The 12,928-nt window shown below is 62.3% G+C and carries 11 protein-coding genes; 4 read left to right on the top strand and 7 right to left on the bottom strand.

All coding sequences use genetic code 11. The features are described from left to right. Nucleotides 1-29: 29 nt before the first annotated feature. The 6 genes from AC3WRD_RS06945 to AC3WRD_RS06920 form a co-directional block, all read right to left on the bottom strand. A complete protein-coding gene (locus tag AC3WRD_RS06945; protein ID WP_085730850.1) occupies nucleotides 30-803 on the bottom strand; it encodes an enoyl-CoA hydratase in 774 nt (257 codons plus the stop codon). A gap of 14 nt (nucleotides 804-817) precedes the next feature. Continuing rightward, on the bottom strand, nucleotides 818-1,945 hold the full coding sequence (locus AC3WRD_RS06940) for an acyl-CoA dehydrogenase (RefSeq protein ID WP_102620044.1): 1,128 nt from the start codon (nucleotides 1,943-1,945) through the stop codon (nucleotides 818-820). Between the two features lie 19 nt (nucleotides 1,946-1,964). Beyond that, entirely contained in the window at nucleotides 1,965-3,155 is a 1,191-nt protein-coding gene (locus AC3WRD_RS06935; RefSeq protein ID WP_085745585.1) for an acetyl-CoA C-acyltransferase, read from the bottom strand. A gap of 12 nt (nucleotides 3,156-3,167) precedes the next feature. Beyond that, nucleotides 3,168-3,929, bottom strand: a complete 762-nt coding sequence (locus tag AC3WRD_RS06930; protein WP_096821481.1) for an SDR family NAD(P)-dependent oxidoreductase — start codon at nucleotides 3,927-3,929, stop codon at nucleotides 3,168-3,170. Between the two features lie 16 nt (nucleotides 3,930-3,945). Next, on the bottom strand, nucleotides 3,946-5,610 hold the full coding sequence (locus AC3WRD_RS06925; RefSeq protein WP_096821482.1) for an AMP-binding protein: 1,665 nt from the start codon (nucleotides 5,608-5,610) through the stop codon (nucleotides 3,946-3,948). 282 nt (nucleotides 5,611-5,892) lie between these two features. After that, complete coding sequence (locus AC3WRD_RS06920; RefSeq protein ID WP_102620046.1) at nucleotides 5,893-6,909, bottom strand: AraC family transcriptional regulator; 1,017 nt, start codon at nucleotides 6,907-6,909, stop codon at nucleotides 5,893-5,895. Nucleotides 6,910-7,129: 220 nt separating this feature from the next. Between AC3WRD_RS06920 and efeU the strand changes: the two genes are divergently transcribed. Genes efeU through efeO (AC3WRD_RS06900) form a run of 4 tightly spaced genes read left to right on the top strand, consistent with a single transcriptional unit; the run spans nucleotide 7,130 to nucleotide 11,348 of the window. Then, the gene (gene efeU / locus AC3WRD_RS06915; RefSeq protein WP_096821484.1) at nucleotides 7,130-7,978 is read left to right on the top strand and encodes an iron uptake transporter permease EfeU; all 849 of its coding nucleotides are present in this window, start codon (nucleotides 7,130-7,132) and stop codon (nucleotides 7,976-7,978) included. A gap of 8 nt (nucleotides 7,979-7,986) precedes the next feature. Further along, complete coding sequence (gene efeO / locus AC3WRD_RS06910; protein WP_102620047.1) at nucleotides 7,987-9,186, top strand: iron uptake system protein EfeO; 1,200 nt, start codon at nucleotides 7,987-7,989, stop codon at nucleotides 9,184-9,186. A 17-nt stretch (nucleotides 9,187-9,203) separates the two neighbouring features. Beyond that, entirely contained in the window at nucleotides 9,204-10,502 is a 1,299-nt protein-coding gene (efeB, locus tag AC3WRD_RS06905; protein ID WP_102620048.1) for an iron uptake transporter deferrochelatase/peroxidase subunit, read from the top strand. Nucleotides 10,503-10,523: 21 nt separating this feature from the next. Next, complete coding sequence (efeO, locus tag AC3WRD_RS06900; RefSeq protein ID WP_096821487.1) at nucleotides 10,524-11,348, top strand: iron uptake system protein EfeO; 825 nt, start codon at nucleotides 10,524-10,526, stop codon at nucleotides 11,346-11,348. A gap of 63 nt (nucleotides 11,349-11,411) precedes the next feature. Here the strand turns inward: efeO (AC3WRD_RS06900) and pssA are convergent, their stop codons facing one another. Then, on the bottom strand, nucleotides 11,412-12,755 hold the full coding sequence (gene pssA / locus AC3WRD_RS06895) for a CDP-diacylglycerol--serine O-phosphatidyltransferase (RefSeq protein ID WP_096821488.1): 1,344 nt from the start codon (nucleotides 12,753-12,755) through the stop codon (nucleotides 11,412-11,414). Nucleotides 12,756-12,928 lie beyond the last annotated feature (173 nt).

The following is a 12,928-nucleotide window of genomic DNA, read 5'->3' as shown; positions in this document are numbered from 1 at the left end:
GGGTGAGGGGGGCTCTTGATTTTGCTTTGTTACTTACCTTGGAACTCCGGCGACCGCTTGGCCACAAACGCCGCCATCCCTTCTTTCTGATCCTGCGTCGCAAACGCCGCATGGAACACCCGACGCTCGAATCGCACGCCTTCAGTCAGGTTCACTTCAAAGGCGCGGTTGACGCTTTCCTTGACCATCATCGCAATCGGCAACGACTTGCTGGCGATCACCGCCGCGACTTTCAGCGCTTCATCCAGCAGTTCATCACTCGGCACGATCCGCGCGACGATGCCGCAACGCTCGGCTTCCACCGCGTCGATCAAGCGCCCGCTCAGGCACATCTCCATCGCTTTGGCCTTGCCCACGGCGCGGGTCAGGCGCTGGGTGCCGCCCATGCCCGGCAGCACGCCAAGGTTGATTTCCGGCTGGCCGAATTTGGCGTTGTCGCCGGCCAGGATGAAGTCGCACATCAACGCCAGTTCACAGCCACCGCCGAGAGCGAAGCCGTTGACCGCAGCGATGATCGGCTTGCGACGGTTGGCCACGCGGTCGCTGTCGCTGAACAGGTCGTCCATGTAGATCTGCGGATAGGTCAGATCCGCCATTTCCTTGATGTCGGCGCCGGCGGCGAAAGCTTTTTTCGAACCGGTGATGACGATGCAGCCAATGTTCGCATCGGCTTCCAGGCCATCGAGGGCGCGGTTCACTTCGCTGACCAGTTGCGCGTTCAGGGCGTTCAGCGCCTGCGGGCGGTTCAGGGTGATGACGCCGACGCGACCATGGGTTTCCAGCAAAATCGTTTCGTAACTCATGTGCAGATTCCTTCTCAAAGATTGCGCGAAATGACCATGCGCTGAATGTCGCTGGTGCCTTCGTAAATCTGGCAGACCCGCACGTCGCGGTAGATGCGCTCCAGCGGGAAGTCGTTCAGGTAACCGTAACCGCCGAGGGTTTGCAACGCCATGGAGCAGACCTTCTCGGCCATTTCCGAGGCGAACAGCTTGGCCATCGACGCTTCGACCAGCGCCGGCTGACCGCTGTCGCGCAGGGCGGCGGCGTAATGCACCATCTGCCGCGCCACGGCGATCTGGGTCGCCATGTCCGCGAGACGGAAGGCCACGGCCTGGTGCTCGATGATCGACTTGCCAAAGGTGTCGCGCTCGCGGGCGTAATCGCGCGCCGCTTCGAACGCGGCGCGGGCCATGCCCACCGATTGCGAAGCGATGCCGACGCGGCCGCCTTCGAGGTTGGCCAGGGCGATCTTGTAGCCCTCGCCCTCCTCACCCAAACGGTTGGCCACCGGCACGTTCACGTCTTCGAACAGAATCTGGCAGGTGTCCGAGGCATGCTGGCCGAGCTTGTCTTCGACGCGAGCGACTTTGTAGCCCGGCGAGTCGGTCGGCACGATGAACGCCGTGATCCCGCGTTTGCCGGCGCTCGGGTCGGTGACCGCAAACACGATCACAATCCCGGCGTTCTGCCCGGAGGTGATGAACTGTTTGCAGCCGTTGAGCACGTAGTGATCGCCTTCCAGCCGTGCACGGGTTTTCAGGCTGCTGGCGTCAGAGCCGGCCTGCGGTTCGGTCAACGCGAATGCACCGAGCATCGCACCACTGGCCAGCGGCTTGAGGAAGCGTTCACGCTGGTCGTCGTTGCCGAACTTGAGGATCGGCACGCAGCCCACTGAGTTGTGCACGCTCATGATCGTCGAGCAGGCGCCATCGCCAGCGGCGATTTCTTCCAGGGCCATGGCGTAGGCCAGGTAACCGGTGTCGCAACCGCCCCACTGCTCCGGCACCAGCATGCCGAAGAAGCCCAGTCCGGCCATTTCGCCAATGGCTTCTTTCGGGAAGCGGTGCTCGCGATCCCACTCGGCGGCGAACGGTTTCAGCCGTTCCTCGGCAAACTGCCGGGCCATATCGCGGATTTGTTGTTGGTCGTCATTGGGAATCATGGCAAATCCTTCACTCGGTTCAAACGCACTCGACGGCCATCGCCGTGGCTTCGCCGCCGCCGATGCAGATCGCCGCAACGCCACGTTTCAGGCCTTTCTGGCGCAGGGCCGAGAGCAAGGTCACCAGAATCCGCGCGCCGGACGCACCGATCGGGTGGCCCAGGGCGCAGGCGCCGCCGTGGATGTTGAGCTTGTCGTGGGGGATTTCCAGGTGGGTCATCGCCGCCATGCCGACCACGGCAAAGGCTTCGTTGACTTCGAACAGATCGACCTGATCCAGCGACCAGCCGGTTTTCTTCATCAGCTTCTTGATCGCACCGATCGGTGCCACCGGGAACAGGCCCGGAGTATCGGCGAATGCTGCGTGGCCGTGAATCACCGCCAGTGGTTTCAGTCCTTGTTTCTGCGCTTGCGACTGACGCATCAGCACCAGTGCCGCTGCGCCGTCGGAGATCGAACTGGAGTTGGCTGCGGTTACGGTGCCGCCCTCGCGGAACGCCGGTTTCAGCGAAGCGATCTTGTCCAGTTTGGCTTTTGGCGGCTGTTCGTCGTTGCTGATGACCACTTGTTCCTTGCCGACGGTCACGGTCAGCGGAACGATTTCGGCCTTGAAGCTGCCGTCCTTGATCGCCTGCTGGGCGCGGGTGGTCGAGGCGATGGCAAAGGCGTCCTGAGCCTCGCGGCTGAAGTCGTTGGTTTCAGCGCAATCCTCGGCGAAGGTGCCCATCAGTCGGCCCTTGTCGTAGGCGTCTTCGAGACCGTCGAGGAACATCGAATCCAGCACCCGGCCGTGGCCCATGCGGTAACCGGCACGGGCGCGGTCCAGCAGGTACGGCGCGTTGGACATGCTTTCCATGCCGCCGGCGATCACCACATCGGCGCTGCCGGCCAGCAGCATGTCGTGGGCCAGGATGGTGGTTTCCATGCCTGACCCGCACATCTTGTTGACGGTGGTGCAGCGGGTGGATTTGTCCAGCCCGGCACCCAGTGCAGCCTGACGCGCAGGCGCCTGACCGAGACCGGCCGGTAGTACGCAGCCGAACAACACTTCATCGACCGCATCGGCGGCGACACCGGCACGCTCAACCGCAGCCTTGATTGCAGCGGCGCCCAGTTGCGGCGCAGTCAGGCTTTTCAGTTCGCCCTGGAAGCCGCCCATCGGGGTACGAACGGCACTGACAATGACAATCGGATCGTTGGAGATAGTCATGAGAAATCCTCCTTATTTGGCGGCCATGCGCAAGGCACCGTCGAGACGGATCACCTCGCCGTTGAGCATGCTGTTTTCAATGATATGCCGCACCAGCGCGGCGTACTCGGCAGGTTTGCCCAGGCGCGGCGGGAACGGCACGCCAGCGGCCAGCGAGTCGCGCACTTCCGGGGTCATGCCGGCCATCATCGGGGTTTCGAAAATGCCTGGGGCGATGGTCATCACGCGGATGCCGAAGCGCGCCAGTTCACGGGCGGCAGGCAGGGTCAGGCTGGCGATGGCGCCTTTGGACGCGGAATACGCGGCCTGGCCAATCTGGCCGTCGAACGCAGCGACGGACGCGGTGTTGATGATCACGCCGCGTTCGCCATCGGCGTTGGCTTCGCTTTCGGCAATCGCTGCCGCTGCGAGGCGCAGCATGTTGAAGCTACCGATCAAGTTGACGTTGATCACCTGCGCGAAGCTCGCCAGCGCATGCGGGCCGTTCTTGCCGAGGATCTTCTCGCCCCGGACGATACCGGCGCAGTTCACCAGACCATTCAGGCTACCGAAAGCTTTTACCGTAGCCTGTACGGCGGCTTCGGCGGCGGTTTCGTTGCTGATGTCGGCCACTACGCTTTGCGCACCGAGGCGTTGAGCCTGAGCGGCGACGGCTTCGGCGTTCATGTCCACCAGCATCACTTTGGCGCCGGCGGCAACCAACAGCTCAGCGGTGGCTGCACCCAGCCCGGACGCACCGCCGGTGACGATAAAAACCTTGTTCTCGATCTGCATGACTGTTTCCTTGGATTCAAGCTGAAACGTTGTGCGCCGCAGCCTCTTGAGCCTTGGCGATTTCCTGGTTGCGCAAGATAAAGCGCTGCAATTTGCCGCTCGGGGTTTTCGGCAACTCGCTGACAAATTCGATTTCACGGGGGTACGAATGCGCGGCCAGACGCTTGCGCACGTGTTGGCGCAGTTCTTCGGCCAACGCCGGTTCGGCGCGGTATTGCGGGTTGAGCACGACGAAAGCCTTCACCAATTCGGTGCGCTCCGGATCGGGTTTGCCGACCACCGCCGCTTCGACCACCGCCGGGTGCTCGATCAGTGCGCTTTCCACGTCGAACGGGCCGACGCGATAGCCGGAAGTGGTGATCACGTCGTCACTGCGGCCGACGAAGCTGATGCTGCCGTCCGGGTTCCACTCGACGGTGTCGCCGCTCAGGTAGTAATCGCCGACGAAGGCCTTGGTCGGTGCACCTTCGTAACCGGCGAACCAGCACATTGGCGATTGCGTGCGGTCGATGGCGAGAATGCCTGGCTGACCCACGCCGAGTTCGTTGTTCTGCTCGTCGAGCACCACGATGCGATGGCCCGGCGAAGCAAAACCGGCGGCGCCGAGGTGGATCGGGTGTTCGAGGCCGTGATGGTTGCACAGGACCATGCCCAGTTCGGTCTGGCCGTAGTGGTCATGAATGACCACGCCGAGGTTGTCAGCGAACCAGCGAATCACTTCCGGGTTCAACGGCTCGCCAGCGCTGCTGACGATGCGCAGCTTGCCCTTGATCGATTTGGCGAACTCATCGCCGCCGGCAATCAACAGGCGATACGCCGTAGGCGAACCGGTGAGGTTGGTGATCCCGTACTTGTTGATCACCCGGCAGGTGCTTTCGAGGGTGAACGGGCCATCGTAGAAGGTGATTGGGTGGCCCATCGACAACGGGCCGGTGACGCCGAAATAGATGCCATAGGCCCAGCCCGGATCGGCAACGTTCCAGAACGCATCTTCCGGGCGCAGATCCACGGCATCGCGGGTGTAGCTCTGGAACGCCACGACTGCCTTGAGCGGCACCGACAGCGCTTTCGACGGGCCGGTGGTGCCCGAGGTGAACATCAGCAGGAACGGGTCTTCGCCGGTCAGCATGACCGGTTCGCAGACATTGGAATGGTTGGGCAGCTCGGCCCAGAAACTGAAGTCGCCACGGACGATGCCCTGGCCTTTCGGGCCGCCGACGGTGACCAGCGTCGGGCAGTCGGCGACTTCACTGAGCTTCGGCCGGTTGACCGCATCGGTCACCACCACTTTGGCACCGGAACTGTTCAGGCGATGTTCGAGGGCTTTGGGGCCAAACGCGGTGAACAGCGGTTGATACACCGCGCCGATGCGCCAAGTGGCGAACACGGTGATCAGCAATTCGATATTGCGCGGCAGCAGGCCGGCGACCTTGTCGCCCTTCTGCACGCCTTGGGCGAGAAGGAAATTGGCGAAACGCGCGGCTTTGTCCTGCAGATCGCTGAAGGTGTAAGTCGCACTGGCGCCGTCGCGGCCTTCCCAGAACAGTGCGATGCGCCCCGGCAAGGCGTGACGGTCACAACATTCGACGCAGGCGTTGAGCGCCTCGAGCGTGCCGCTGAGTGCGGCGTCCACGGTGTGCTGATAATCAAACTGCTGGGTGGCAGACAAGTAATCGCGCATTGCCAGAATCCCTCTGTGTTTTTATTAGGTTGGGGAACCGTAAACAACAGAGGAATACTCGCGCCGCACGCCGGCGGCGGCAATGGTCAAAGCCCTCAAAGTGGATGACTGGTTTGGCCAAGAATCCCGACTTTGATCGCTCCCACGCCGACCGCGTTGATCGTTCCCACGCTCTGCGTGGGAATACCTCAAGGGACGCTCCGCGTTCCAGCTCTGGAAGGGACGCGGAGCGTCCCGGGCTGCATTCCCACGCGGAGCGTGGGAACGAGAGTCAGGGGCGGGTCAGACCGCTTCGTTGAGGATCAGGCTGCGGTAATGCCCAGGATTAGTCCCTGACCACTTGCGAAACGCCTTGTAGAACGAGCTCGCATCGGCAAACCCCAGGCGTGTGGCGATGTCGACAAAACTGATCGAAGGCTCCGCCAGCCAGATGATCGCCAGTTCCTTGCGCACGCTGTCCTTGAGGCCTTGATACGTCTGCCCTTCTTCAGCCAGGCGCCGACGCAGGGTCGAGGCCGACATGCACAGCTGCTGGGCCAGGGCTTCGGTTTCCGGCCACTGTTCGGCGGGCAACTGACGCAGATCCTGCTTGATCCGGCTCGCAAGGCTTTCCGGGTCGCGGTACTTCACCAGAATGTTGGCCGGGGCATGGGCGAGGAAACGCTTCAACTCCTCGGCACTGCGCTTGATCGGCAGATCCAGCACCTCGGCGGCGAAGATCATCCGCGTGCGTGGCCGATCGAAGCGCAGGTTTTCCGAGAACATCACCCGGTAGTCGTCGCAGAAGTCCGGCGCCGGGCAGCGCAATTCAATGGCCAGGATCGGAATCCGCCGCCCCGCGAGCCAGCAGGCCACGCCGTGGACGATCATCCAATAGGTGAAATAGGTGAAGGCGCGGCGCGGTTCAGGATCGTCCTCCAGCAGGACGATCTCCGCCAGGCTTTGCTGGTGCACCAGTTGCGCCGGCATGCGCTCAAGCATCAGCGACAGGAAATTCAAACCGGCGCTCAAACCGGCAGCCAGATTCGGCTGGGCCATCGCGCTGCGGCAGAGGAATTCCAGGCTGCCGGACTTCAGCTTGCGCGGGTCCATGCCAAAGAACTCGTCATCGCCGCGCCGCGCCAGCAGTCGCCACAACCGTGCGTACTGGCTGGCCGGGACGCGGGCGTCATCGGTGGGCAGCAGCGCCGGATCGATGCCGACCTTGTTCAAGACTTCTTCCGTGGCCACGCCCGGGGCACAACTTTGCAGCAGTGCTTCGCGCACCAGTTGAATGGCGATGGTGTCTTTTTCCGACATGGATCGAGGCAAATCCTGTTGTTGTTCGGGTGGCAGGCATCTTAACGCAGCTGCCCTGGCACGGCGCGCTCCATCCGGGAATGTCCGTTGCGTATTTGAGAATGGTTGATCTTCAAGCTTGTTCAGCTACCGTTCAGGTAAATGTCAATGAGTGCCATGTGAGAATGACTTTCATTATGTTACAACTTGTAACCTCATTTCGTTACACAGTGGATGCCGAATGCTCGTTCCCTTTCTGATCATGCTGCGTGAAGGCATTGAAGCCGCGCTGATCGTTGGCATTATCGCCAGCTACCTGCAACAGACCGGCCGTGGCCAATGGATGCCGGCGGTGTGGATCGGCGTATTTCTCGCCGCTGCGCTGGCGCTGCTGGTGGGTGGTGGCCTGGAACTGGTCAGCGCCGAATTCCCGCAGAAACAGCAGGAACTGTTCGAAGGCGTGGTCGGCCTCGTCGCCGTGGGCATCCTCAGCTCCATGGTGTTCTGGATGCGCAAGGTCGCGCGTTCGATCAAGCATTCGCTGCAGGCATCCCTCGATCATGCGCTGACCGCTTCGAAACATCAGGTCATCGCGCTGATCGCCATGGTGTTTTTCGCCGTCGCCCGGGAAGGACTGGAAACCGTGTTCTTCCTGCTCGCCGTGTTCCAGCAGAGCGAAGGCCCGGGCGCGCCGATCGGTGCCCTGCTCGGCCTGATCCTGGCCATCGTCGTCGGTTTCCTGATCTACAGCGGCAGCATGCGCCTGAATCTGTCGGCGTTCTTCCGCTGGACCGGGCTGTTCATCCTCGTGGTCGCTGCCGGGATCCTCTCCAACTCGGTGCAGGCGCTGCATGAGGCCGGGGTGTGGAACCACCTGCAAACCGTGCTCTTCGATTTCAGCGCGACGTTGCCGATGGACGGCCCGCTGGGCTCGGTGCTGGCCGGCATGTTCGGTTATCAGGATGCCCCGACCGTCAGCACCCTCGGCGCCTACCTGATCTACCTGGTGGTGGCACTGGTGATGTTCTTCTATCCGGCCTCCGCCCCTGCGCCCAAAGCCGCCGCTTCGAATTCCGCTTCCAGCCAATAAGGGCCTCCATGTCAAAGCCTAATATTCCTCAGGCCTCCCCTCCCCGCGCCTTGCGCTGGGCGGTGGCCGGTTCCGTGGTCGTGATGATCGCCGCCGGTGGCCTGTTCTACTACGCCTCGAAAATGGCTGCGGCCAAGCGTCAGCACAACCACGACGAAGTGGTGGTCAACATCCACCCCGGCAGTTGCGAGCCCAACGAGCTGAGCGTGCCGGCCGGCCGTGCCAGTTTCCGCATCGTCAACCGCTCCGACCGGGCAGTGGAATGGGAAATCCTCGACGGCGTGCTGGTGATCGAAGAACGCGAAAACATCGCGCCGGGCCTGAGCCAGGTGATCAACGCCAACCTGCAACCCGGCGACTACGCCATCACCTGCGGCCTGCTGAGCAACCCGCGCGGCGTGCTGCATGTGACGCCGACCGCTGCCTCGGATGCCGCCGCCAAGGCCAAGCCGTCGATGGTCGCTTTCGTCGGGCCGCTGTCGGAATTCCGTGTCTATCTGGCCACCCAGAGCAGCGCGCTGATCAGAGCCGTCACGGCGCTCAATCAAGCGATCACCAGCGGCGATCTGGCCCAGGCTCAAGCGGCGTACTTGCCGGCCCGCGCGGCGTATCAGCGTCTGGCTCCGGCCGCACAACGCCTGGCCGAGCTGGACAACAGCATCAACGCCCGCGCCGATTACTTCGAGAAACGCGAACAGGATCCGGCCTTCGTCGGCTTCCATCGCATCGAATACGCGCTGTTCCAGCAACGCAGCTTCGACGGTCTGTCGCCGGTTGCCGAGCGCCTGTTGGGCGACGTCACCACGCTGAAACAACAGTTGCTGGCCCAGTCGCTGCCACCGGAGCAACTGGTGGAAATCCTCGTGCGCAACCTCAACACCCTGGCCGACGTGCGCGCCGCCAGCGGCGAAGAGGAACGCTACAGCCACGGCGACCTCAACGGTTTTGCAGCGAATCTGGAGACCGCGCACAAAGTCGTCGAACTGTTGCGCCCGATGCTGAGCAAATCCGCCGTCGACCTGCTGCCGAAAATCGACAGCGCGCTGACTGATTTCGATACCACGCTGAACGGTTTCAAGGTCAAGGATGGCTACGCCAGTTACGACACCGTCAACGGTGAGCAACGCAAGCAGATCGCCGACAAGGCCAAGGCTCTGGCCGACGCCCTCGACGCCATTGATCCCGCCCTCGGCCTCTCCGGCCTGTAAGTAGAAGACGAATACCGATGAACGATTCCGAACACTTCAACCTGCAACGTCGCCGCGTACTGATGGGCATGGGCGCCGCCGGTGTCGCACTGGCCGGTACCGCCCTGAGCTGCCCGGCGATGGCCGCAGCGCCTGCGCAAGTCACCGAAGCGCCGAGCAGCGACAAGACCCAGGATCACCACGACTTTAATGGCGCGCACCAGACCGGCATCGTTACCCCGCGTCCGGCGTCCGGCATGCTGGTGTCATTCGATGTGCTGGCCAGCGACCGCGAAGACCTCGAACGCCTGTTCCGCACCCTCAACGAGCGCATCGCGTTCCTGATGAAGGGCGGCCCGGTGGCGCAGATCGACCCGAAATTGCCGCCACCGGATTCCGGCATCCTCGGCCCGGTGGTCACACCGGACAACCTGACCATCACCGTGTCGGTGGGCGAATCGCTGTTCGACGAGCGTTTCGGCCTCGCCTCCGCCAAACCCAAGCGCCTGATCCGCATGGTCGGTTTCCCCAACGATGCGCTGGAGCCCGATTGCTGCCACGGCGACCTGAGCCTGCAGTTCTGCTCCAACACCGCCGACACCAACATCCACGCCCTGCGCGACATCGTGAAGAACCTGCCGGACCTGCTGCTGGTGCGCTGGAAACAGGAAGGCAGCGTGCCGCCGCAAGCCCCGGCGAAACCCGGTGTGCCAGCGCAATCGGCGCGTAACTTCCTGGGTTTTCGCGATGGTTCGGCCAACCCGGATTCCAACGACGGCAAAGCCATGGATCGCATCGTGTGGGTGCAACCGGGCAGCGACGAGCCGGCCTGGGCCGTTCACGGCAGTTATCAGGCGGTGCGGATCATCCGCAACTTCGTCGAACGCTGGGACCGCACGCCGTTGCAGGAGCAGGAAAGCATCATCGGCCGAGTCAAAACCACCGGCGCGCCGATGGGCGCCAGCCATGAGACCGAAGTCCCGGACTACAGCAAGGATCCGGAAGGCAAGCTGACCAAGCTCGACGCGCACATCCGCCTGGCCAACCCGCGCACCGCCGCGAGCCAGGCCAACCTGATCCTGCGTCGGCCGTTCAACTATTCCAACGGTGTGAACAAGAACGGCCAGCTCGACATGGGCCTGCTGTTCATCTGCTACCAGGCCGATCTGGAAAAAGGCTTCATCACCGTGCAGACCCGCCTCAATGGCGAGCCGCTGGAGGAATACCTCAAGCCGGTCGGCGGCGGTTACTTCTTCACCCTGCCGGGTGTTACGGGCGACAAGGATTTCATCGGTCGCTCGTTGCTCAACGCTACCCAACCAAAAACAACTGCATAGCATTCAACAGGAGCCGCCCCCATGAAAAAGACGCCCATCGCGTTATTGCTGACCCTCGGTCTACTCAACACCCCGCTGTCGGCGTTCGCGGCGACCGCACCGCTGGATCTGGTCGGGCCGGTTTCGGACTACAAGATCTACGTCACCGAGCAACTGGACCAACTGGGCACCCACACCAAGCAATTCACCGATGCCGTGAAAAAGGGCGACCTGGCCACCGCGCAGAAGCTCTATGCACCGACTCGCGTCTACTACGAGTCGATCGAGCCGATTGCCGAGCTGTTCAGTGACCTCGATGCATCCATCGACTCCCGCGTCGATGACCACGAAAAGGGTGTGAAGGCTGAAGACTTCACCGGTTTCCACCGCCTCGAGTACTCGCTGTTCTCGGAGAAGAGCACCCAGGGCCTGAACGATCTGGCCGACAAACTGGATAAAGACGTCCAGGACCTGCAGACCCGCGTCGCCGGCCTGACCTTCCCGCCCGAGAAAGTCGTGGGCGGCGCTGCCGCCCTGCTGGAAGAAGTCGCTGCCACCAAGATCTCCGGTGAAGAAGACCGTTACAGCCACACCGACCTCTATGACTTCCAGGGCAACATCGACGGCGCGAAGAAAATCGTCGACCTGTTCCGTCCGCAGATCGAAAAACAGGACAAAGCCTTCGTGGCCAAAGTCGACAAGAACTTCGCCACCGTGGACAAGATCCTGGCCAAGTACAAGACCAAGGACGGCGGCTTCGAGACCTATGACAAAGTGAAGGAAAACGACCGCAAGGCGCTGGTCGGCCCGGTCAATACCCTGGCCGAAGACCTGTCGACCTTGCGTGGCAAGCTCGGTCTGAACTGAGTTCGGCGCATAAAAATATCCCCCGGACGCGTCCTGCGTTCGGGGGATTTTCGTTTTCCGGTCTTACAGAATCCGGTACAGCAACCGCTCGACCCGTACCCGGCTCACGCGTTTGAGGAACTTGGCCACCCCGCTCGGGTAATCCGGCAAGGCTTCCAGATCCTGGAATCGTGCGATTCGCTGGGTGTGTTCGAAGATGTTTTCCAGCTCCAGACGCCGAGGCTCCAGCCACTCGCCTTTCGGGTCATCGATCAGCAGCGCGTTTTCCAGATCGAGACGGAACGCCCGCGGGTTGAGGTTGTTGCCGGTCAGCAAGGTGTAGCGCTGATCGATCCACATGCCCTTGAGGTGATAGCTGTTGTCGCCCTCACGCCACAAATGCAGGTTCAACTGGCCGCTGTCGATGTTGCGCTGATGGCGCTTGGCGAAACGGCGCAGGCTGATCTCGTAGAGATACGGCAGCGCGGCGATCACCTTGAACGGCTCGGTCGGCGGAATGTAGAAGTCGTTGGCCGTCTTGTCGCCGACCACGATGTCGATCTTCACGCCGCGAGCCAGCGCCCGGTTGATCTCGCGGATCACCCCCAGTGGCAGGTTGAAGTACGGCGTGCAGATGGTCAGTTGCTTCTGGGCGCTGGCGATCAACTCCAGAATCACCCGGTTCAGCGGGTTGTTCTTGCCCACGCCGAGCAACGGGCTGACGGACAGGCCGGTATGCGCCGTGCTGCCGGCGCTGGTGTCGTACGTCGCGTATTTGAGGCGGCTGCGCAGGTCGCCGATGTCGTTGCGCAGGCTGCGGGTGGTCGGCAGGTTCGGCAGGTCGAGGCGATGCACCGCTTTCGATTCGATCAGGCCGTGCTTGACCAGATGGTGCATCGAGTCCGCCAGTTCACGGCTCTGCAACACGTGATAACGGTCGAAGCGGTACTTGTCGAACTTGTGCAGATAAACGTTGTTCAGGCTCGCGCCGCTGTAAACCACACAATCGTCGATCACGAAGCCTTTGAGGTGCAGCACGCCGAACAGCTCACGAGTCTGCACCGGCACGCCGTAGACCGGCACCACGCTCTGGTGAGTGCGAGTCATTTCCTGATACCAGGCCGAGTTACCTGGCTGCTTGCCGGCACCGATCAAGCCGCGCTGGGCGCGCAACCAGTCGACGACCACAACGATTTCAAGCTCGGGACGCTTGAGTTTGGCGGCGTGCAAGGCATCGAGGATTTCCTGACCGGCTTCGTCATTTTGCAGATAGAGCGCGACGAGGTAGATGCGCTGGGTCGCCTGGGCGATTTTCTCCAGCAGGCAACGACGGAACTCGGCAGCGCCGGACAGAATGGTCACGGCCTCGGCGGTCAGCGGAAAGCTGCGCAACTTGGGCAGCAGAGAGCGTTTGAAAAGCAACGGCATAGGGCTCGCAATGGGTCGAATCCGAAGAACCCGAGAGCTTACACCATCAACTCCTTCGGGTCTTCCCGCCTGATTGATCGTTCCCACGCTCTGCGTGGGAATGCAGCCCGGGACGCTCCGCGTCCCTTCCAGAGCTGGAACGCGGAGCGTCCCTTGAGGCATTCCCACGCAGA

Source organism: Pseudomonas sp. FW215-R2, from assembly GCF_058789255.1.
The sequence above is the reverse complement of the archived record's forward strand: the minus strand, read 5'-3'. Positions and strand labels throughout refer to the sequence as shown.